At 68.2% G+C, this 21869-nt stretch carries 18 protein-coding genes; 7 read left to right on the top strand and 11 right to left on the bottom strand.

What is annotated here, in order from left to right; genetic code table 11:
- Window positions 1–69 precede the first annotated feature (69 nt).
- A complete protein-coding gene (locus AC5P9N_RS18715; RefSeq protein WP_033834997.1) occupies window positions 70–696 on the bottom strand; it encodes a response regulator in 627 nt (208 codons plus the stop codon).
- Between the two features lie 228 nt (window positions 697–924).
- Here AC5P9N_RS18715 and coaBC point away from each other — a divergent pair, with 228 nt between their 5' ends.
- From coaBC to AC5P9N_RS18700, 3 genes are read left to right on the top strand one after another with little or no spacing between them, the layout of a single operon-like run.
- On the top strand, window positions 925–2187 hold the full coding sequence (coaBC, locus tag AC5P9N_RS18710) for a bifunctional phosphopantothenoylcysteine decarboxylase/phosphopantothenate--cysteine ligase CoaBC (RefSeq protein ID WP_005411998.1): 1263 nt from the start codon (window positions 925–927) through the stop codon (window positions 2185–2187).
- On the top strand, window positions 2184–2657 hold the full coding sequence (gene dut, locus AC5P9N_RS18705; protein ID WP_005407763.1) for a dUTP diphosphatase: 474 nt from the start codon (window positions 2184–2186) through the stop codon (window positions 2655–2657). Before coaBC ends, dut begins: the two co-directional genes overlap by 4 nt.
- A 12-nt stretch (window positions 2658–2669) precedes the next feature.
- Entirely contained in the window at window positions 2670–5012 is a 2343-nt protein-coding gene (locus AC5P9N_RS18700; RefSeq protein WP_099484856.1) for a phosphomannomutase/phosphoglucomutase, read from the top strand.
- Between the two features lie 229 nt (window positions 5013–5241).
- Here AC5P9N_RS18700 and AC5P9N_RS18695 read toward each other — a convergent pair whose 3' ends face one another.
- From AC5P9N_RS18695 to pyrE, 8 genes are all read right to left on the bottom strand, one after another.
- The gene (locus AC5P9N_RS18695; RefSeq protein WP_005412001.1) at window positions 5242–5955 is read right to left on the bottom strand and encodes a response regulator transcription factor; all 714 of its coding nucleotides are present in this window, start codon (window positions 5953–5955) and stop codon (window positions 5242–5244) included.
- Window positions 5936–8596 (bottom strand): ATP-binding protein, encoded by a 2661-nt coding sequence (locus tag AC5P9N_RS18690; protein ID WP_012478919.1) that lies wholly within the window; start codon window positions 8594–8596, stop codon window positions 5936–5938. The genes AC5P9N_RS18695 and AC5P9N_RS18690 overlap by 20 nt, the downstream gene beginning before the upstream one ends.
- 36 nt (window positions 8597–8632) lie before the next feature.
- Window positions 8633–9283: a potassium-transporting ATPase subunit KdpC gene (kdpC, locus tag AC5P9N_RS18685; protein ID WP_033835001.1), complete on the bottom strand. Its 651-nt coding sequence runs from the start codon at window positions 9281–9283 to the stop codon at window positions 8633–8635.
- A complete protein-coding gene (gene kdpB / locus AC5P9N_RS18680) occupies window positions 9280–11337 on the bottom strand; it encodes a potassium-transporting ATPase subunit KdpB (protein WP_099484855.1) in 2058 nt (685 codons plus the stop codon). Before kdpB ends, kdpC begins: the two co-directional genes overlap by 4 nt.
- Before the next feature lie 10 nt (window positions 11338–11347).
- Complete coding sequence (gene kdpA / locus AC5P9N_RS18675; RefSeq protein ID WP_088430539.1) at window positions 11348–13057, bottom strand: potassium-transporting ATPase subunit KdpA; 1710 nt, start codon at window positions 13055–13057, stop codon at window positions 11348–11350.
- A 12-nt stretch (window positions 13058–13069) separates the two neighbouring features.
- Window positions 13070–13162 carry a potassium-transporting ATPase subunit F gene (locus tag AC5P9N_RS18670; RefSeq protein ID WP_005407770.1) on the bottom strand — a complete coding sequence of 31 codons (93 nt, stop codon included), beginning with the start codon at window positions 13160–13162 and terminating at the stop codon, window positions 13070–13072.
- A 174-nt stretch (window positions 13163–13336) separates the two neighbouring features.
- Window positions 13337–14002 carry a hypothetical protein gene (locus AC5P9N_RS18665; protein WP_005407771.1) on the bottom strand — a complete coding sequence of 222 codons (666 nt, stop codon included), beginning with the start codon at window positions 14000–14002 and terminating at the stop codon, window positions 13337–13339.
- Between the two features lie 19 nt (window positions 14003–14021).
- Entirely contained in the window at window positions 14022–14681 is a 660-nt protein-coding gene (pyrE, locus tag AC5P9N_RS18660) for an orotate phosphoribosyltransferase (protein ID WP_005407772.1), read from the bottom strand.
- A 162-nt stretch (window positions 14682–14843) separates the two neighbouring features.
- On the opposite strand from pyrE, the gene AC5P9N_RS18655 reads away from it, so the two are divergent.
- From AC5P9N_RS18655 to AC5P9N_RS18645, 3 genes are all read left to right on the top strand, one after another.
- Entirely contained in the window at window positions 14844–15644 is an 801-nt protein-coding gene (locus AC5P9N_RS18655) for an exodeoxyribonuclease III (protein WP_024956358.1), read from the top strand.
- The gene (locus tag AC5P9N_RS18650) at window positions 15641–17014 is read left to right on the top strand and encodes an AmpG family muropeptide MFS transporter (protein ID WP_005412009.1); all 1374 of its coding nucleotides are present in this window, start codon (window positions 15641–15643) and stop codon (window positions 17012–17014) included. The genes AC5P9N_RS18655 and AC5P9N_RS18650 overlap by 4 nt, the downstream gene beginning before the upstream one ends.
- A 77-nt stretch (window positions 17015–17091) precedes the next feature.
- Window positions 17092–17322, top strand: coding sequence for a hypothetical protein (locus AC5P9N_RS18645; RefSeq protein WP_099484854.1), 231 nt, complete (start codon window positions 17092–17094; stop codon window positions 17320–17322).
- A 77-nt stretch (window positions 17323–17399) separates the two neighbouring features.
- Here the strand turns inward: AC5P9N_RS18645 and AC5P9N_RS18640 are convergent, their stop codons facing one another.
- Window positions 17400–18527: an anhydro-N-acetylmuramic acid kinase gene (locus AC5P9N_RS18640; RefSeq protein WP_099484861.1), complete on the bottom strand. Its 1128-nt coding sequence runs from the start codon at window positions 18525–18527 to the stop codon at window positions 17400–17402.
- Window positions 18528–18592: 65 nt separating this feature from the next.
- Complete coding sequence (locus AC5P9N_RS18635; protein WP_005407777.1) at window positions 18593–20065, bottom strand: M23 family metallopeptidase; 1473 nt, start codon at window positions 20063–20065, stop codon at window positions 18593–18595.
- A gap of 167 nt (window positions 20066–20232) precedes the next feature.
- Here AC5P9N_RS18635 and tyrS point away from each other — a divergent pair, with 167 nt between their 5' ends.
- Window positions 20233–21444, top strand: coding sequence for a tyrosine--tRNA ligase (gene tyrS, locus AC5P9N_RS18630; RefSeq protein WP_099480872.1), 1212 nt, complete (start codon window positions 20233–20235; stop codon window positions 21442–21444).
- Window positions 21445–21869 lie beyond the last annotated feature (425 nt).

The following is a 21869-nucleotide window of genomic DNA, read 5'->3' as shown; positions in this document are numbered from 1 at the left end:
GGCCCATCATCGCCAGACCTTGCGGTGGCTCCCATCGGGGCATGCCGCGGACTGGGGTCGGAGGTTGCCTCAGCCGCGCCGGGTCTGCAGGTAGTCGAACAGTTCCTGGTTGTTCTGCAGGCCCAGCTTGCGCTTGGCTTCGGCCTTCTGCCGGCTGATGGTCTTCGGGCTGCGCCCGCAGCGCTCGGCGACTTCGTTCACGCTGAGGCCGGCTGCCAGCAGCTCCAGCACTTCCTGTTCGCGTGCCGACAACGGCGCCGGCTGACGTGGAAACAGCAGGTCGCGCGCCTGCAGGTGGTGGCGCAGCTGCTGGGAGACGAATACCTGCCCGGCCAGCGCGGCGTTCAGCGCGTGGGGCAGTTCGGCGAAATCGGCGCACTTGTCGACCAGGCCACTGATACCCTCCCGCAGCAGGCTGTCCAGCAGGCCGGGATGGCGGGCGCCGGTCAGCACCACCACCGGCAGGCCAGGGCGGCGCATGCGCAGCGCGTCGATCAGCTCCGGACCGTCCGGACCGGCACCCGGCATCGACAGGTCGGTCAGCACCGCATCGCAGTCGTGGTGATCCACCAGCTCCAGCAGCTGGGCGCCGTCGCGCGCACTGCCGACGATGTCCATCAGGTAGGTCTGCAGCACGATACGGATGCCATGCAGGACCACGGGATGGTCGTCGGCGATGATGATGCGCGGATGCACGCGGCTCCTCGAAGGTCGAACAGGCCACGGCGGGCGGCAGCCAATGCCTGATTCTGCAAAAGCGCAGACCCGTAGAGGTATAGGAAAGGTCCGAAACTGATACCGGGTGAATCCCGGGTCAACGGAGACGGACTCCATCTGCTGATAGCCGCCCGCTATGTGCGCCCTGCACCGGGACATTACCGACCATCGGGTAAGCTAGCGCCCTCGTTTGCACAGGAATTCCAGGTGGCTGACTCCCCCAACGCTTCCCCCGCGCCGGCCCGCGCGCTGGAAGGTCAGAAACTGCTGTTGTGCGTCGGAGGCGGGATCGCGGCCTACAAGGCCCTGGAACTGGTGCGGCGCCTGCGCGACGCCGGTGCCCAGGTGCAGGTGGCGATGACCGCCGGAGCACAGCAGTTCGTCACTCCGCTCAGTTTCCAGGCCCTGTCCGGGCAGCCCACCCGCACCACGCTGTGGGACAGCGCCGCCGAACAGGCCATGGGCCACATCGAGCTGGCCCGCTGGGCCGACCGCATCGTGGTCGCCCCGGGTACCGCCGATCTGCTGGCCCGGCTGGCCCAGGGCCACGCCGATGATCTGGTCAGCACCCTGTGCCTGGCCAGTACCGCGCCGCTGACGATCTGCCCGGCGATGAACCACCGCATGTGGCTGCATCCGGCCACCCAGGCCAACATCGCCCTGCTGCGCCAGCGCGGCGCGCAGGTGATCGGCCCGGTCGACGGTCCGCTGGCCGAAGGCGAATCCGGTCCCGGCCGTCTGGCCGAACCGGGGGACATCGTTGCCGCGCTGGCTGCCAATGGCAGTGCTGCAGCGGCGGTTGTTGCACCGGAAACCCGCGCGCTGCAGGGTCTTCGCCTGCTGATCAGCGCCGGCCCGACCTATGAAGACATCGATCCGGTGCGCTACGTCGGCAACCGCAGCAGCGGCAAGATGGGCTTTGCCCTGGCCGCGGCCGCCGCGACGATGGGCGCCCAGGTGGTGCTGGTCAGCGGTCCGGTACAGCTGCCGACGCCAGCCGGCGTGCAGCGCGTGGACGTGCGCTCGGCCGCGCAGATGCGCGATGCCGTGCTGAAGTCGTTGCCGGCCGACATCTATATCGGTGCCGCCGCGGTGTCCGACTACACGCCACGCCAGGTCGCGCCGCAGAAGCTGAAGAAGACCGCCGACAGCCAGTCGCTGGTGATCGAGCTGGTGCGCACGCCGGACATCCTCGCCGAAGTCGCTGCACAGACGCAGTCGCTGAAGCTGGTGGTCGGCTTCGCCGCCGAGACCCACGACGTGGAGAAATATGCGCGTGGCAAGCTGGTCGACAAGCGCCTGGACCTGGTGATCGCCAACCAGGTCGGCATCAGCGGTGGTGGATTCGAGAGTGACAACAACGCCGCCACGGCCTTCTGGCAGGACGGTGAACAGGTATTTCCGGCCACCTCCAAGCGCGAGCTGGCCGAACAACTGCTGGCGCTGATCGCGCGGAGACTCCAGGCATGACCCAGGCTTCCACTTCCCAACCGCTGCAGGTCAAGCTGCTTGATCCGCGTTTCGGCGACAGCTGGCCGCTGCCCGCCTACGCCACCGAAGCCAGCGCCGGCATGGACCTGCGCGCGGCGCTGGATACCGCGCTGACCCTGCAGCCGGGCGACACCGCGCTGGTGCCCAGCGGCCTGGCCATCCATATCGCTGATCCGCACCTGTGCGCGGTGATCCTGCCGCGTTCCGGGCTGGGCCATCGCCACGGCATCGTGCTCGGCAACGGCACCGGCCTGATCGACGCCGATTACCAGGGCCCGTTGCTGATCAGCGTCTGGAACCGTGGCCGCGAGGCCTTCACCATCGAGCCGGGCGATCGCATCGCGCAGCTGGTGGTCGTGCCGATTGCCCGCGTCAGCCTGCAGGTGGTGGATACTTTCACCGACAGCGTGCGGGGAACGGGTGGATTCGGCCATACCGGGGTGCGTTGACGGGGGACATTGATGAGCGGCATCGGGGAAGGGCAGCGGGAACGGTCGTTGGGACGCAGTGCGCCACTACTGGGGGTGCTGCTGGTCCTGCTGGCCGGCTGGTTCGGATGGAGCGCGGTGCAGCAATGGCGGCAGGAGTCCAATGGCCAGGCGCTGGAAGAAGCGCGTGACCAGGCCGTGCAGGGCTTGCAGGAGGCCGCAGCCGGCCAGCTGAAGCAGCTGCAGCAGCAGTTGAAGAACGAACGCGTGCAGCAGGCACTGCAGGCCGGTGACGCCGCGGCAGCGGCGCTGGCCGTGCGCGAGAGCTGGACCGGCGTGGAGCAGGCTGACGTGCTGACCGCCGATCTGGCCACGGCCTATGCCGACCCGGCCACCTTCGGCTACGCACGCCTGGCCCTGCTGGAACAAGCGCTGGCCGAGGGCAAGCCTGGCCTGCGCGTGGTGCGCGATGCAGGTGGCAATCGCCTGGGTCTGGCGGCTCCGGTGCAGCTGGGCAGCCTTGGCCCGGCAGTGCTCTACGTGCGCCAGCCATTGCTGCGGCTGACCTCGCCGCTGGACCAGGTGAGCGCCCCGTCCACCGGCTTCCTCGGCCTGCGCCAAGGCACGCATGACCTCGTTGCCCAGGGCGACGCCGGCCTGGCCGAGAGCGCCGAAGCGCTGGCGCGCCCGGTTCCGGGCACGCCGTTGCGGCTGGTGGCCGCCGTACCGAATGTCGAAGCGGGTCCACTGGGCCTGGGTTCGCTGGCCAGTGCCATCGTCGCGCTGCTGCTGGCGTTCATCGCTGTGCTGCTGGTGGTGGGTCGCGGCCGGCTGCCGAAGTCGCTGCCGTTGCCGCGCCGTGCGGCCGTGGCGGAAGCGGATCACGGCCCGACCCTGAGCGAGAGCCTGCAGATGGCGCCGCCACCGGTGGCCGCCGCCAGCGCCGCGGACACTGCGCCGCCGCCGCCACCGGTCCCTGCCGGGGAACTGGCCGCCGGCATCTTCCGCGCCTACGACATCCGTGGCGTGGTCGGCAGCGAACTGACGCCGAAGACCGCCGCGCTGATCGGCCAGGCCATCGGTACCGTGGCGCTGGAACAGGGCCTGCGCGAGGTGGTGATCGGCCGTGATGGCCGCCTGTCCGGCCCGGAACTGGCTGCGGGATTGGCCGAAGGCCTGCGTCGCACCGGTTGCGCGGTGATCGACATCGGCCTGGCACCGACCCCGGTCGTCTATTACGCCGCCTTCCACCTGCGCACCGGCACCTGCGTGGCGGTCACCGGCAGTCATAACCCGCCCGAGTACAACGGCTTCAAGGTGGTCATCGGCGGCGAGACGCTGTCAGGCGATGCCATCACCGATCTCCACCAGCGCATCGTCGAGGGGCGCCTGGCGCAGGCGGCCGAGCCGGGCGATTACCAGCAGCGCGATGTCAGTGCCGACTACATCCAGCGCATCGCCGACGACGTGCAGCTGGACCGCCCGTTGAAGGTCGTGGCCGATGCCGGCAACGGCGTCGCCGGTGCGCTTGCACCACAGCTGCTGGAAGCCATCGGCGCCGAAGTCATCCCGCTGTACTGCGATGTCGACGGTACCTTCCCCAACCATCATCCCGACCCGAGCGAGCCGGCCAACCTGGAAGACCTGGTGCAGACGGTCAAGCGCTTCGGCGCCGACCTCGGCGTCGCCTTCGATGGCGACGGAGACCGGTTGGGCGTGGTCACCGGCGAAGGCAGGATCATCTATGCCGACCGCCTGCTGATGCTGTTCGCCGCCGACGTGCTGATGCGCAACCCCGGCGCGATGGTGATCTACGACGTGAAGTGCACCGGCAAGCTGTCCGATCACGTGCTGCGCAATGGTGGCAGCCCGTTGATGTGGAAGACCGGGCACTCGCTGATGAAGGCGAAGATGCGCGAGACCGATGCCGAGCTGGCCGGCGAGATGAGCGGCCACTTCTTCTTCAAGGAGCGCTGGTTCGGTTTCGACGATGGCCTGTATGCCGCCGCGCGACTGCTGGAGATCCTGGCGCAGCGCGAGGAAACCCCGGACGAGGTGCTGGCCGAGCTGCCGGAGATGGTGGCCACGCCGGAACTGAAGGTGCCGGTGGCCGAAGGCACGCCGCATGCGCTGGTGGCGATGCTGGTGGCGGCGGCACAGTCGCCGGACAACCCGTATGTGGGCGGCCGCCTGTCGACCATCGACGGCCTGCGCGTGGACTTCCCCGATGGCTGGGGCCTGGTGCGTGCTTCCAATACCACGCCGGTGCTGGTGCTGCGCTTCGAGGGCAACGACGAGGCGGCACTGGAACGCATCCAGGCGTTGTTCCGCAGCCAGCTGCAGCCGGTGCTGGGCGACACCCCGCTGGGGTTCTGAGGTGGGGCCGGGCTGCGCCCGGCACCCGCCGAATCAACGTCAACGTCAACGTCAAAGGCCGGCTATCCGGGGGATGGCGGGGCGGTGTCGGAGTGCGGGGACGCAGCAAGTACGTCCCTGTAAGCTTGGCAGCCGCATCCATGCGGCTGACACCCCGCACTCCGACACCGCCCCACCCCTGACAATGTCCTGGAGCTGTTGGTAGGTGTCGACCTTGGTCGACACACCCTCACCCCTTGAACCGCAATCCCACGCCCGGCTCGGTGAACAGGTAGCGCGAATCCAGCGCTGAATCGCCCAGCTTGTGCCGTAGCTTGCCGACCAGGATGCGCAGGTAGTGGGTGTCGTGCTGGTGGGTCGGGCCCCAGATTTCCTGGAGGATCTGCGGCTGGGTCACCACCCGCCCGGCATTGCGCAGCAGCAGCGACAGCAGCGCGTACTCCTTGCGGGTCAGCGCCACCGGCTCGCCATCCAGCGCCACTTCGCGGCGTACGAGATCCACATGCAGATGGCCATCGTCGAACACCGGTGGCGTGCCGTCGCTGGGCACGCTGCGCGTGCGCAGCAGCGCCCGCACCCGCGCCATCAGCTCCTGGGTGCCGAACGGCTTGGTCACGTAGTCATTGGCGCCGGTATCCAGTGCGCGCACCTTTTCGGCTTCACCCGCACGCACGGTCAGCATGATCACCGGCACCTGGCTCCACTGCCGCAGTTGCTCCAGCACCTCATGGCCTTCCATGTCCGGCAGGCCGATGTCCAGGATCACCAGGTCCATGTCCTCGCTGGCCGCCAGCTGCAGGCCTTCCTGGCCGGTGGCCGCCTGCCGCACCTGGTAGCCCTGCGCGCGCAGGCTGATGTCCAGGAACCGGCGGATCTGGGTTTCATCATCGATCACCAGCACGCGCGGGGCCGGCGCGCTGGCGTCAATCGGAGTCGGGCTCATCGTGGGAGGCTGGCTTGAGCAGGGGCAGGGTGATGCGGATCAGGGTACCGCGACCGTCGCGTCCGGGCAGCGCCTGCACGCTGCCGCCATGCGCACCGACCATGCCCTGGCAGATGGTCAGGCCCAGGCCGGTGCCGTGGCGGCCACGGTCGCCGCGCTCGACGCTGTAGAACATGTCGAAGATGCGCGCGCGCTCGTCATCGGGAATGCCGGGGCCGGCATCGATCACATCGATGCGCAGCTGTCCGTCCAGTTCGCGCGCCTGCACCTGCACGGCGGCATCGGGTGGCGAGAACTTGGCCGCGTTTTCCATCACGTTGAACACCGCCTGTTCAACCAGCGCCGGGTGTACCCAGATCGGCGCGAGCGTGGCCGGAATATCCAGCTCCAGCCGCACCTTGGGCTGGTAGCGCTGCAGGCGCCGCGCCGCCGAGCCGATCAGCTCGTCCACGCCGATCCAGTCGCGGTTGATCTTCAACCCTTCGTGGCCGAGCCGGGTCATGTCCAGCAGGTTCTGGATGTAGCGGTCCAGCCGCTCGCCTTCGACCAGGATGGTGTCCAGCAGGGCACGGCGATCAGCCGTATCCATCGCCGCACCGTAGCTGGCCAGGCTGTCGGCCGAACCGATCATCGCCGCCAGCGGCGAGCGCAGGTCGTGTGACACCGAAGAGAGCAGGGCCGAGCGCAGCCGCTCGGTCTCGTTGCTGACGTGGGCCTGCTCCAGTTCGGCCACCAGCCGCGTGCGCAGCGCGGCCTGGGCGATGTCGTCGACCATCGCCTCGGCCAGCTGCCGCTGCTCGGGCAGCAGGCGCGCCTGTGCGCCGGGCAGGTAAAGGCCCGCCACGCCGATGGCGCGGTCTTCGCCATCCAGCAGCGGCAGGAACCACCATTGCGCACCGGCCAGGGTGTCGGTGAAGCGCCCGCTCGGCTGGCCGTGGCGCAGTGCCCAATCGGCGGCGGCCAGGTCGGTATCGCCCGGCTGGCTGCGGCCACCGGTTGCGGTATCGGCGCCGATCCGTAGCCACGCTGGAACGTCCATGGCCTGTTCCAGTGCATGCCGACCCGCCTGCGCCACCTCGCCGTTGCCGGCCGCGCTGGCCAGCTGCCGTCCCAGCTGCTGGCGCGCACGCGCATGTCGATTCGCCGCACGCAGCGCGATCACCTGCATGCGCAGGCGCGAGGCCAGGCGTCCGGCCACCAGCGCGGCGGCCAGGAACAGGAACACGGTGATCACGCCCTGGCGCGCGCCGATGGCGAAGGTGAAGCGCGGCGCGATGAACAGGAAGTTGTAGGCGAGGAAGCACAGGATCGCCGCCATCACCGCCACGCTGGCGCGCGTGCGTGCGGCCACCAGCACCACCGCCACGATGAACACCATCGACAGGTCGGCCATGCCGACCCAGCGTTCGGCCAGCCATGCCACCGCACAGGCCAGCGCGGTGGCGATCAGCGCCTGCACCGGTTCGTAGCTGATGCCGCGCATCGGCGGCAGCAGGCCCTCGCGGCGCGAACGCGCACGTGCCTGCGGGGTGCTGATGATGGTGATCTCGTAATGCGCGCCGCGCTGGATCAGCTGCTGGGTCAGGGTGCGGTTGAACATCCGCGCCAGTGGACGTTCGCGGGTCCGGCCGAGCACCAGGGTCGACACGCCGTTGTGCGCGGCATGGTCGAGCAGGGCATCGGCGATGCTCGATCCATGCAGCAGTTCGGCGTCGCCGCCGAGGCGCCGTGCCAATGCGAAGGCCGCATCGATCTCGCGCCGGGTCGCCTCGTCCTGGCGTCGGCCCTGCACGGTCACCACCGTCCACGGCGCATCGCGGCGTTCGGCGATGCGCCGCGCCACCCGCACCAGGTATTCGCTCTGACCGCCGCCATCAATGGCCACCAGCACGCCACGACGCAGTGGCAGGTTGCTCTCGCCGCGCGCGGCGCGCGCTTCACGCAGGCTGCTGTCGACGCGGTCGGCGGCCTCCTGCATGGCCAGCTCGCGCAGTGCGGTGAGGTTGGCCGGCGAGAAGAACGCCTGCAGCGCCTGCGCGGCCTGTTCGGGCACATAGACCTTGCCCTGCTGCAGGCGCGCGATCAGCTCGCGCGGCGGCAGGTCGACCAGCACGATGTCGTGCAGGCGGTCGAGCACCCCATCCGGCACGGTCTCGCTCACGCGTACGCCGGTGATGCGCATCACCACGTCATTGAGGCTTTCCAGATGCTGGATGTTGACCGTGGTCCAGACGTCGATGCCGGCGTCCAGCAGCTCCATCACATCCTGCCAGCGCCGCTCGTGGCGGCTGCCGGGTGCATTGCGATGGGCCAGTTCGTCCACCAGCACCAACGCCGGATGCCGTGCGAGCACGGCATCCAGGTCCATCTCCTGCAGGGCATGGCCGTGGTAGGCCACGTCCTTCAGCGGCAGCTGTGGCAGCCCCTCCAGCAGCGCCTGGGTATCGGCACGGCCATGGGTTTCCACCAGCCCGACCACCAGGTCGACGCCGCGGCGCAGCTGTTCCTGCGCGCGGGTCAGCATGGCGTAGGTCTTGCCCACGCCCGGCGCCGCGCCGAGGAACACGGTCAGCTTGCCGCCGGCTTCGCGTTGCAGGCCTTCGACCAGGGCATCGGCCTGGCGGGTACGCGCATCAGTCATGGGTGCCATTGTGCGCGCAGCCGGTGCAGGCCGGCATCACGGCACCTTGGCCGCGTGGTCCAGCGCGAAGTTCAGCGTCACCACGTTCACCCGCGGCTGGCCGAACAGGCCCCACTGGCGACCTTCGGTATGCGCCTGCACCAGTGCCTGCACGCGTTCCACCGGCAGGCCACGGGCACGCGCCACGCGAGCTACCTGCAACTGCGCTGCAGCCGGTGACAGCTGCGGATCCAGGCCGCCGGCGGACTGGGTGACCAGGTCCGCAGGAACCTGCGCCGGGGCAACGCCTTCGCGTGCGGCCACCGCCGCGGTGCTGGCGGCGACGCGCTCGGCCAGCGCCGGGTTGCTGCGCGCCATGTTGGAACCGGCTGCCGCCATCGGGTCGTAGTTGGCCGCCGATGGCCGTGCCTGGAAGTAGCCATCACCGGTGAACGGCTGGGACAGCCACGCCGAGCCGCGCACCTGACCGCTGCCATCGCGCAGCAGGCTGCCCTCGGCCTGGGTCGGGTAGGCCAGGCCGGCGAAGCCGGTGGCGATGCCGGCGTAGACCGCACCGGCCAGCAGCAGGGTGGCCAGGCCCAGGCCGATCGCCGGGCGCCAGCTGGCGCCGTCCTGCAGGCTGGCCACCCGGGCCTCGGCCTTCGGTTCGCGGGACAGGGAAGTGGAGGTGGAAGCAGAACGGTTCATGCGCCGAATACCAGGACAAGAAGGAGGTCGATCGCCTTGATCGCTGCGAACGGCAGCAGCACGCCACCGAGGCCGTACACCAGCATGTTCCGGCGCAGCAGCGCCGTTGCGGTGGCCGGGCGGAAGCGCACGCCACGCAGGGCGAGCGGGATCAGGGCGGGAATCACCAGGGCGTTGAAGATCAGCGCCGCCAGCACCGCGTTGCGCGGGCTCGACAGCTGCATCACGTTCAAGGCGGCCATGGTCGGAACGGCCGCGGCGAACAGCGCCGGCAGGATCGCGAAGTACTTGGAGATGTCGTTTGCCAGCGAGAAGGTGGTCAGCGCGCCGCGGGTGATCAGTTGCTGCTTGCCTACTTCCACCACTGCCAGCAGCTTGGCCGGGTCCGAATCGAGGTCGACCATGTTGCCGGCCTCTTTCGCCGCCTGCGTACCGGAGTTCATCGCCAGGCCGATGTCGGCCTGGGCCAGTGCCGGGGCGTCGTTGGTACCGTCACCGACCATCGCCACCAGGCGGCCACCGGCCTGCTCCTGGCGGATGCGCGCCAGCTTGTCTTCCGGTCGCGCCTCGGCGATGTAGTCGTCGACACCGGCTTCGGCAGCGATCGCGGCGGCGGTCAGCGGATTGTCGCCGGTGATCATCACCGTGCGGATGCCCATCGCCCGCAACTGCGCGAACTTCTCGCGCATGCCGTGCTTGACCACGTCCGACAGCTCGATCACGCCCAGCACGTGGCGGCCCTCGGCCACCACCAGGGGGGTGGCACCGTTGCGTGCGACCTGCTCGACACGCCCGGCCAGTTCAGCCGGCACACTGCCACCCAGTGCCTGCACGTGGGCACGGATCGCATCGGCGGCACCCTTGCGGATCTGCCGCCCATGTTCAAGATCCACGCCGGACATGCGGGTCTGCGCACTGAACGCCAGGTACTCGGCGTGGTCCGGTTCAGCGGTGGCGCAGCCCTGTTCGCGCGCCAGGCGCACGATCGACTTGCCTTCCGGGGTCGGGTCGGCCAGCGAGGACAACAGCGCCGCTTCACGCAGCTGGCTGGCATCGATACCGGCCAACGGATGGAAGTGGCTGGCCTGGCGATCGCCGTAGGTGATGGTGCCGGTCTTGTCCAGCAGCAGCACGTCCACGTCTCCCGCGACTTCCACCGCCTTGCCCGACTTGGCCAGCACGTTGGCGGCCAACGCGCGGTTCATGCCGGCGATGCCGATGGCCGGCAGCAGGCCGCCGATGGTGGTCGGGATCAGGCAGACCAGAAGCGCGATCAGCAGCAGCGGGTCAACCTGCACGCCTACCGCTGCGCCAATGGCCGGCAGCGTCGCCACCACCACCAGGAAGGTCAGCGTCATCGCCGCCAGCAGCAGGGTCAGTGCGATCTCGTTCGGCGTCTTCTGCCGGTTGGCGCCTTCCACCAGCGCGATCATCCGGTCCAGGAAGCTGTGGCCCGGCTCGGCGGTCACCCGCACGATGATCTGGTCGGACAGCACCTTGGTTCCGCCGATCACACCGGAACGGTCGGTACCGGCCTCGCGCAGCACCGGTGCCGATTCGCCGGTCACCGCTGCTTCGTTGATGGTGGCCAGGCCCTGCACGATCTCGCCATCTGCCGGTACCAGCTCACCGGCACTGACGATCACATGGTCGCCCGGGCGCAGCTCGGCGGCTGGCAGCTGGATTTCCGCGGCATCCGGCTGCGGTGCGGCCAGGCGGCGCGCCACCAGGTCCTGGCGGGCGCGGCGCAGCGATGCGGCCTGGCCACGGCCACGTGCTTCGGCCACGGCTTCGGCGAAATTGCCGAACAGCACGGTCACCAGCAGGATCGCGGTCACCGCCAGGCCAAAGCCCAGCGGCGCATTGCCGGTCAGGGTGACGATCGCGGCCACGATCGTGCCGGCCATCACCACCGCCATCACCGGGCTGCGCACCAGATGCATCGGCGACAGCTTGCGCACTGCCTCGAACAGTGCACGGCGCAGGCCTGCGCCATCCAGCAGGGCAGGGCGCGGTGCGAGGGAACTACGGGTTGAACTTGCATGGGTACTCATTGCGGTGTCCTCAGTGCAGTCCCAGGCTCAGGTGGTCGGCGATCGGGCCGAGTACCAGCGCCGGCATGAACTGCAGCACGGTCAGGATGACGATCACCGAGACCAGGGTCAGGGCGAAGGTCGGCGTTTCGATCTGCAGGCTGCCGGCAGACTCCGGCGCCTGGCGCTTGGCAGCCAGCTGTGCAGCCACCACCAGCGGGATGATCAGCAGCGGGAAGCGACCCAGCAGCAGTACCAGCGAGCAGCTCAGGTTCCACCACAGCGTGGCGTCACCCAGCCCCTCGAAGCCCGAACCGTTGTTGGCATAGGCCGAGACGTACTCATAGAACACCTGGCTGATGCCATGGAAGCCGGGATTGGAGGTGCCCGCCAGGCCGGGTACGGCCAGGGTGATCGCGGTGAACACCAGCAGGGTGATCGGCTGCAGCAGCACCAGCAGGGCCAGCAGGCGCACCTGTGGCGTCTCCAGCTTGCGGCCGAACAGTTCCGGCGTGCGCCCGGTCATCAACCCGGCCAGGAACACACCCAGCAGCAGGTACACGATGAACTGCTGCAGGCCACAACCGATGCCGCCCCAGATCGCGCTGACCAGCATGTTGACCATCGCGATGCCGCCACTCAGCGGCGCCAGCGAATCGTGCATGCCGTTGACCGAGCCGTTGGAGACCTGGGTGGTCACCGCCGCCCACAGCGCAGTGCCATCGGCGCCGAAGCGCACTTCCTTGCCTTCCATCAGCAGCGGGGTGGCGGCGCTCGCGCTATGCCCTTCGCTCCACATCATCGCGCCAGTGGACAGCAGCGACATGCCCAGCATGCAGCTGAACACCAGGGCGCCGAAGCGGCGCCGGCCGGTGAACGCGCCGATCATGAAGATCACCGCCATAGGCACCAGCAGGATGCCGACGATCTCCAGCGCGTTCGACAGCGGGGTCGGGTTCTCCAGCGGGAAGCTGCTGTTCGGGCCATACCAGCCGCCGCCGTTGGCGCCCAGCTGCTTGGCCGCGACCATCGCCGCCACCGGTCCCAACGGCAGTTTCTGTTCGGCCATGCCAGCGCTGGCATCGATCGGCGTGGCCTGTGGCCCACCGGCCATCGTCGACGGCACGCCCTGGCTGGTCAGCACCAGCGTCCACACCAGGCACAGCGGCAGCAGGAAGCGCACGCACAGGCGCACCACGTCCACGTAGTAGTTGCCCACCGCCACCTGGCGGTCATCGCCGGCCCCGGTGGTCGCCGCAGCCTGCGGCGCACGCGAGAACAACGCGCGCAGCGTCGCCACCGCCAGCGCCAGGCCCATCATCGGCGTCACCACCTGCAGGCCGGTGATGCCGGTCATCTGCGAGAGGTAGGACAGCTGCGCCTGGCCCGAATAGTGCTGCTGGTTGGTGTTGGTCAGGAACGAGATCATCGTGTGCAGCGCGGTGTCCCAGCGCATGTTCGGGATCTGGTCCGGGTTCAACGGCAACCAGGCCTGGGTCATGAACACCGCCTGGGTCAGCACCGCGACCACCACGTTGCTCAGCACGAAGGCCAGCACGTAGCCGCGCCAGGACATCGACCGCGACGGATCGACCCCGAACACCCTGTACAGCGGCTTCTCGATCCAGTGGAACAGCACGTCGACCTTCATCGGCGTGCCACGCATCACGCGGGCCAGGTACAGGCCCAGCGGCCACGCCAGCAGCAGGCTGGCGGCAATAATCACAAGCATCTCAGTCATGGCCGGCTCCGCTCAGAACGACTCGGGCCGCAGCACGACATAAAGAAGATAGGCGGCGGCGACCAGCACCAGCACGCCACACAACAACGACAGCCAGGGGGACATTGCAATAGCGTCCTGGTGGAACCCCTCCACCTCAGGCCGCCATCGTCGTCCTACCCCCCATAAACGCACTACGCGCCGGACCGGGCCGACGCGTAAAGAGTGCATAAATTCCGTGGGCCAACCCGTAACCAGGCCCGGGGTAGCGCCGGGCCATGCCCGGCGGAGGCAGCGCCGTCAGCCCGCCGGAGCGTCCGCCGGCACCAGCCCCTTCAGCTCGCGATAGCGCTGCAGGGTGCTGTCGATCTCGGCCTTCAACGCCTGCTGCTGCTGCACCAGCCCGGCCTGCAGGCGCTGCTGCGCCTGCAGCTGCGCATGCCGCTTGCGGATCGCCTCGGCCTGCTTGTCGGCCACCTTGGCGCCGGCCAGCTCGCGGTCTCCCGCCGCCGACAGCAGCGCCACCAGCGACTCACGCAGGCTGGTGACGTTGTACTCAGCTGTCTTCAGGTTGTTGTCCAGCACTTCCTGGCGCTCGGCAAACACCCGGCGCAGGTCGGCCTCGCTGCCGTAGGTGGACAACATGGCCTGCTCGGTGCGCTGGCGGGTCTGCTCGGCCATCAGGTCCAGCTGTTGCTGCTGCGCAGCGGTGCTGGCTGCGGCACGCTCCTCGTCGGTCAACGCGCGCTGGACCTGCGCATTGCGCAGGCCCGTGCTCGCATTGAATTCCTCGCGGGCATGGTTGACCGCGTCGGCCGGCAGCGAATCACTGCAGATCCGCTCCTTGCCCTCGTTCCAGCAGTACAGCTTCTTTTCCGCCTTGCCGCTGTCGCGCGACTGCGCCGGTACGGTGAACGGCACGACCAGCAGAAGGCCGGCGAAGAGGACAGCAGGAACTCGGGACATGACCTTTCCCCTGGGTCGGTCAGCGGATCGAACGAACGCCGTACTGGGCCCGATAGGCTTCCAGCGGCTGCCGGTAACCCACAAGTTCCGGGTTGCCGGAGGCGAAATCAAGCAGATCGGCCAGCGATGCCACGGCGATCACCGGGATACCGGCTTCTTCGGCCACCGACTGCGCGGCAGAACGGCGGTCGGTCTCCGAAGCGATCTCCTGGCGGTCCAGCGCCACCACGATGCCGGCCGGGGTGCCACCGGCGGCGCGGATGATGCCCAGCGCTTCGCGGATCGCGGTACCCGCGGTGATCACGTCGTCGACGATCAGCACGCGCTTGCCCTGCATGTCGGCGCCGATCAGCTGGCCACCCTCGCCATGGTCCTTGGCTTCCTTGCGGTTGAACGACAGCGGCAGGTCGCGGCCGCGCTGGGCCAGCTCGCAGGCCATCGCGGTGGCCAGCGGGATGCCCTTGTAGGCCGGGCCGAACACCACGTCGTACTTGATCCCGCTGGCATCGATGGCATCGGCATAGCACGCGCCGAGCTGGGACAGCAGCGAGCCGGAGTCGAAGCGCCCGGCGTTGAAGAAATAGGGGCTCAGCCGGCCGGACTTGAGGGTGAACTGGCCGAAGCGAAGGGCGTCGGCGGTCAGGGCCAACTGCAGGAAACGGTGGCGGTGGTCGCTCATCAAAACTCGATTCATCTTCATTTGGAGCACAAATCCTAATCCAGCTGGGCGTTTCGCGCTCGTCCGGCCCCGTGTGAAGGCGCTGGCGGGCCCACCCGGCGGACTGCGCAGCCCTGCAGTCAACCGGTATGCTTGCCCGGTTTCCCGCCGTAGGTCTTCCGCATGCGCATCATCAGTTTCAACGCCAATGGCATCCGTTCCGCCGCGACCAAGGGCTTCCTCGACTGGTTCCGTGCCCAGGATGCCGATGTCCTGTGCATCCAGGAAACCAAGGCCCAGGAGGACCAGCTGAGCGACCCGATGTTCCGCCCGGACGGCCACCACTGCTTCTACCGCGACGCCATTACCAAGAAGGGCTACAGCGGCGTGGCGATCTACAGCAAGCGCGAGCCGGACCAGGTCATCACGTCGCTGGGCTGGGCCCCGTTCGACGACGAAGGCCGCTACATCGAGGCACGCTACGGCAACCTCAGCGTGGTCTCCTTCTATATCCCGTCCGGCAGCTCGGGCGACCTGCGCCAGGGCTTCAAGTTCGAAGTGATGGAATGGCTGCGGCCGATCCTGGAGGAGTGGGCGCGCAGCGGCCGCGACTACGTGCTGTGCGGCGACTGGAACATCGTGCGTTCGGCGCTGGACATCAAGAACTGGAAGTCCAACCAGAAGAATTCCGGCTGCCTGCCGGAGGAACGCGACTGGCTCAACGCCCTCTGCGCCGACCACGGCCAGGCCACCGATGTCGCCGCCGGTCGCGGCTGGGCCGATGCCTACCGCCTGCTCAACCCCACCGGAGAGGACTACACCTGGTGGAGCAACCGTGGCGCCGCCCGTGCCAACAATGTCGGTTGGCGTATCGACTACCAGTTCATCACCCCGGGCCTGCGTGACCGCCTGCGAAGCTGCTCGATCTACCGCGACGAGCGCTTCTCCGACCACGCCCCGTTCACCGTGGACTACGACCTGTGACCGAGGCTGCCAAGCCGCGCCGACCGTGGCAGCAGGTGTTGTCCAACCTGAGCCAGCGCAAGGTGCTGGCGATGCTGCTGCTCGGCTTCAGTTCCGGCCTGCCGATCTATCTGGTGGGCAACACGCTCGGCTTCTGGATGCGCAAGGAAGGCATCGAGCTGAGTACGATCGGCTTCCTGTCATGGGTCGGGCTGGCCTACACCATGAAGTTCCTGTGGGCACCGATCGTCGACAAGACCGACGTGCCTCTGTTCGGCCGCTTTGGCCGCCGCCGTGGCTGGATGCTGCTGTCGCAGCTGGTCGTGGTGGTGGGCCTGGTCGGCATGGCGCTGGTCCAGCCCAAGGGGGGCCAGATCCAGTTCCTGGGTATCGCCTGGCAGCACATCGTCGTGTTCGGCGTGATGGCCGTGATCGTAGCGTTTGCTTCGGCCACCCAGGACATCGTCATCGATGCCTGGCGCATTGAAAGTGCTGACAACAGCGAGCAGCTTGGACTGCTGACCTCATCCTCGGCACTGGGCTACCGCACTGCGTTGCTGGTCACCGATGCGCTGATCCTGATCATCGCGGCCCGTGTCGGCTGGCAGGTTTCCTACGAGATCATGGCCGTGCTGATGGCGCTTGGCGTGGTGGCCGTGGTCATGGCCCGCGAACCCGCGCGGGAAGTGGCTGCCGTGCAGGCGCAGGCGACCTCGCTGTGGACACCGCGCGGATTGTTCGACGCCGTAGCGGGACCGTTCATCGCCTTCGTCCGCGAGCATCGCAGCGGCGCGATCCTGATCCTGGTGGCCATCAGCGTCTATCGCATGGCCGACTTCGTCATGGGACCGATGGCCAACCCGTTCTACGTCGATCTCGGCCTGGACGAGGACACCGTGGGCGCGGTGCGTGGCTCGGTCGGGCTGGTCGCGACCTTCGTCGGTATTGCCGCAGCGGGCCTGGTCTCGGTCCGCTGGGGGGTGCTGGCGGCGCTGATGGTAGGCGCCGTGCTGGGGCCGGCCTCCAACCTGGCGTTTGCCTGGCTGGCCTATTCCGGCCCGGACACAACCCATTTCGCCGTGGCCATGGCAATCGACAACTTCGCCAGCGGCTTCGCCGGTACGGCGCTGATCGCCTACATGTCGAGCCTGACCAGCATTGGATACACCGCAACCCAGTACGCACTGCTGAGCTCGTTCTACGCGATGCCCGGCAAGGCGCTCAAGGGGCTCTCGGGGTGGTCGGTACAGACGCTCGCACAGGGCCGGACGCTGCTGGAAGGCTACGCGCTGTTCTTCGTCGGTACCGCGCTGGTGGCGATCCCGGTAGTGATCCTCTGCGCCCTGCTGATCCTGCAGCAGCGCCGTCGCCAGGCCGCCGGCTCGACCTGATTGCCTGCCCGCCCGGTCTGCGGGATCATCGCCCCGACGCGCCGAGGGGGCGGTGCCTTGCGAACGGGGAAGTGAGCATGGCCGACGTTGTGCTGCGGGACCTGGACCCGCTGCTGCTGGAACGTATCAAACGCGTCGCGGTCGCCCGCGGCTGGACCCACGAACAGACCTGTGCCGCCTTGCTGGACCAGGGCCTGTTCAGCAGTGAACTGGAAGTCCGCTCCGGCTTCGGCGATCCGGAAGTGGATGCCCTGTCCGATGCCATTGCCGCCCTGCAGGCCTTGCCCGCAGGGCAGGGCTTCGATTAGCGGCCGCGCCGCAATGCTGTAGAGACGAGCCCACGTCCGGCTGCCCGGTAGATCCACGCCACGCGGATGGCGCCACCTCACGCCAGGTGGATCGCACCCAGGATCCGCGGGCCCTTAGCTCCGGTCACGCTTGGCAGGTTGCCGGCCAGCCCGTCCATCGTCCGCTGCGCCAGCCATGCAAAGCCCATTGCCTCCACGTACTCCGGGTCCAGCCCGTGCACGGCGCTGGATTCCACCTGCACGTCCGGCAGCCGCGCCGCCAGGCGCTTCATCAGCTGCCGGTTGCGTACCCCGCCGCCACAGACCAGCAGGCGGCGGGTCTGCGGCTGTTGCGCCAGCAGCGCATCGGCCACCGTTGCCACGGTCAGCTCCAGCAGGGTCGCCTGCACGTCGGCCGCCGCGTACTGGCCCTCGGCCATGTGCGCCTCGGCCCAGGCCAGGTGGAACTGCTCACGGCCGGTGCTCTTCGGCGGCGGCAGCGCGAACCACGGGTCCGAGCGCCAGCCCGCCAGCAGGCCCTCGTCCACCGCGCCGCTGGCGGCGTACGCGCCGTCGGCATCATAAGTGCGGCCGGTGTGCCGCTGGCACCAGGCATCCATCAGCGCATTGGCCGGGCCGGTATCGAAGCCACGTACCGCACCTTCGCGCGGAATCAGGGTCAGGTTGGCGATACCGCCCAGATTGAGCACGGCGCGGTCTTCGTCGGCCGTGCCCAGCATGGCCAGGTGGAAGGCCGGCATCAGTGGCGCACCATGGCCCCCGGCCGCCACGTCGCGGCGGCGGAAGTCGCAGACCGTGGTGATCCCGGTCAACTCGGCGATGCGGTTGCCGTCGCCCAGCTGCACGGTGAAGGCGGGGTCGGTCAGCGGCCGGTGACGCACGGTCTGCCCATGCGAGCCGATCGCACGCACCTGGCTGCGGTCCACGCCAGCCTCGGCCAGCAGCTGGTTGGCGGCCCCGGCGAAGCTGATCGCGATCCGGGCGTCCAGCTCGCCCAGCTCGTCCAGCGAATCCAGTGGACCACCTTCGCCCAGCGCCACCAGCCGTGCACGCAGCACCGGCTCCCAGCGGGCGGTCAGGCCGTGCACGAAGCGGCAGCCTCCGCCGGCAGGAAACTGCACCAGCGCGGCATCGATGCCGTCGGCACTGGTGCCCGACATCAGGCCAAGGTACAGGGGGGCGTCAGTGTCGGCAGTCGTGTTCATGGCGGGCATAAAAAAAGGACGCGGCAAGCTTGTGCTGCCGCGTCCTTCTTCGTCAACGCAGGGGCTCAGCCGCGCTTGCGGCCGGTGCTGCTCTTGTCCTTGGCGCTGGCCACCTCGGGGGCGGCCTCGTCGCGGCTGGTCGGTGCCGGGCTGGCATCGGCGTAGATCAGCTTCTCCATGCCCTGGATGCGGGCCATCGCCGGCGCGGTCTGCGCGCGGAAGGCGACCAGCTCGGCGCCCTTCAGCGGCTCCGGCGGCGGCATGGTCACGGTCAGCGGGTTGCGGTGCTCGCCGTTGACGCGGAATTCGTAGTGCAGGTGCGGGCCGGTGGCCAGGCCGGTCGAGCCGACATAACCGATCACCGTGCCCTGGGCCACCCGCTGGCCGGTCTTGATGTTCGCAAAGCGCGACATGTGCCCATACAGGGTGGTGTGGCCACGGCCGTGGTCGAGGATCACCACGTTGCCGTAACCGCGCTGCACGCCGGCGAACTGCACGCGGGCATCGCCGGCGGCCATGATCGGGGTGCCGGTGCGCGCGGCGTAGTCCACGCCCTTGTGCATGCGCATCTTGCCCAGCACGGGGTGCTTGCGCGCACCGAAGGTCGAGCTCAGCCGCGCGAACGGGATCGGCATGCGGATGAAGCTCTTCTTCAGCGAACGGCCGTTGATGTCGTAGTACTCGGACTTGCCGTTGCGGTCGAAGCGGAAGCCGGAATAGGTCTTGCCACCGGTGGTGAAAGTCGCCGCCAGAATCTTGCTGGTGTCCACCTTCTCGCCTTCGCGCCAGGTTTCATCCATCACCACGCTGAAGCGGTCGCCCGGCTGCAGGTCCTTCGAGAAGTCGATGTCGTACTTGAAGATGTCGTCGGTCATCGTCGCGATCGCCGACGGCGACAGCCCGGCGCGGCGGGCCGCGGCATACAGCGAGCTGGTGATCTCGCCACTGGTGACCACCGTGCGCGTGGAGGTCTCGCGCTTGGTCACCTTCTCCTTGATGTCGTCACCGGCCAGGCTCAGCTCCACCCGGTTGTCGGCATCGCGGTCGAAGCGGATGCTGCGCAGGTCGCCGGACAGGGGCATGTCGAAGGCGATCTCGGCGCCCGGGCGAAGCTTGGTCAGCGCCTCGCGCGCCCCCGGGTGATCCAGTACCCGGTGCAGGGTGGTCGCCGGGATACCGGCCTTGTCGAACAGATCGCTCAGGGTCTGGCCGCGTTCCACGCGCAGCACCTGCCAGCTGTCACCGGGCACCTGCTGCTGGCGGGCCATGGCCAGCGGCGGCAACGGCAGTGCCAGGCTGGTATGGCTGTCGGCAAAGGGGGCGTCGATGGTGTGCGAGAAGCCCGGCACGATCGTCGCCACCAGGGCGCCGATGGTCGCGAACAGGCTGGCATGCATCCAGTGGCGCCGGGTCCAGCGCTCGTTGAAGGCGGCGGGAAGATGTTGCCTGAGCTTCCGATGCAGGGCGTTGTCGTGCAGGACGTGGAGGCGTTCCTGGAAGCGCTGCTTGCGTGCGCGCCCTTGTTCGGAATTGTGCATCGGCGGTTTTTTCCTGGTGGCCCGGGAGCGGGGGCCTGATCGCCGGTTACCATAGACACCTGAGAAAACCGCGTCAAACCCTTGTGCCCATTGGCTTTTGTGAAGCCAATCGGGTTAACTTTGCTTTAACACCCCACACAAGAATCGGCGTTGCCGGGAGTAGTCACGTGTCCTCGATTGAAGAAGCCCTTGCCCAGATCGGCCGTGGTGCCGACGAGATCCTCAAGCTCGAGGATCTGCGTGCGCGCCTGCAGGAGGGCCGCCCGCTGCGGATCAAGGCCGGCTTCGACCCCACCGCGCCCGACCTGCACCTGGGCCACACGGTGCTGCTGAACAAGATGCGCCAGTTCCAGGACCTCGGCCACCAGGTCATTTTCCTGATCGGCGACTTCACCGGCATGATCGGCGATCCGTCCGGCAAGAGCCTCACCCGCAAGCCGCTCAGCCGCGAGGACGTGCTGGCCAACGCGCGTACCTATGAGGAGCAGGTGTTCAAGGTGCTGGACCGCAGCCGTACCGAAGTCCGCTTCAACTCGGAGTGGTTCGGCAAGATGGGCGCGGCCGACATGATCCGCCTGGCCGGCCAGCACACCGTGGCACGCATGCTCGAGCGCGACGACTTCGCCAAGCGCTACGCCGCCCAGCAGTCCATCGCCATCCATGAGTTCCTGTACCCGCTGGTGCAGGGCTACGACTCCGTGGCCCTGGAGGCCGACGTGGAGCTGGGCGGTACCGACCAGAAGTTCAACCTGCTGATGGGCCGTGGCCTGCAGGAGCACCACGGCCAGAAGCCGCAGGTGGTGCTGACCATGCCGCTGCTGGAGGGCCTGGACGGCGTCAACAAGATGTCCAAGTCGCTGGGCAACTACATTGGCATCAGCGAACCGGCCATCGACATCGTCACCAAGACCATGAAGGTGGACGACACCCTGATGTGGCGCTGGATCGAGCTGCTGTCCTTCGACATCAGCCAGGCCGAAGCCGTGCAGCTGCGCGAGCAGGTGGCCACTGGCGGCCTGAACCCGCGCGTGGTCAAGCTGCGCCTGGCGCGTGAACTGGCGACCCGTTTCCACGATGCAGCAGCGGCCGAGCAGGCCATTGCAGGCTGGGAGGCGGCGGTGACCGGGCAGGGCGACATCACCCAGCTGCCGCTGCAGGACGTGGCGATCCCAGCCGAAGGCCTGCGTATCGCTGCACTGCTGACCGCGGCCGGCCTGACCCCGAGCAACTCCGAAGCCAATCGCAAGCTCAAGGAGCGCGCGGTCAAGGTGGACGGTGAGGTGGTCGAAGACGGCCAGCAGGTGCTGCAGCCGGGCTTCGAAGGCCTGCTGCAGGTCGGCAAGCGTACCTTCGCCCGCGTACGCCTGGTCGCTGCCTGAGACAAAGGAAGGGCCGGCGCAGCCGGCCCTTCCTTATGCTCTTGTAGAGCCAAGCCCACGCTTGGCTGCTCTTCGGGCGGTCCTCCCGCAGCGCGACGGATGAACGGATGCAACATCCGGTGAAAAAAATCGCCACACCCCCTTCACAAACGATGGGAATAGGGACATACTTCTCCTCCCCCGTCGCAGGGGTCGCCACCAAGGGACTTCAGCGGCAACAGGGCGCCCAGCACCGCCGAACGAGATGATCGAACGAAGGTGTTGACGGACTGAAAAAGTCTGGCATAATGGGCGGCTCGCTACGAAGGAAACTTCGCAGCACACGGGAACGGCGCTGAGGCCACTTCCCTCGATCTTTGAAAGTATGCGCAGGTATCTTGTGAAGGCGCCTGCAGGAAGGATGATTGTCCATCTTGCAGACGTTT

It is taken from the genome of Stenotrophomonas sp. YJH_SMC_6, assembly GCF_059371335.1.
This window is presented reverse-complemented; position numbering and strand designations above follow the sequence as displayed.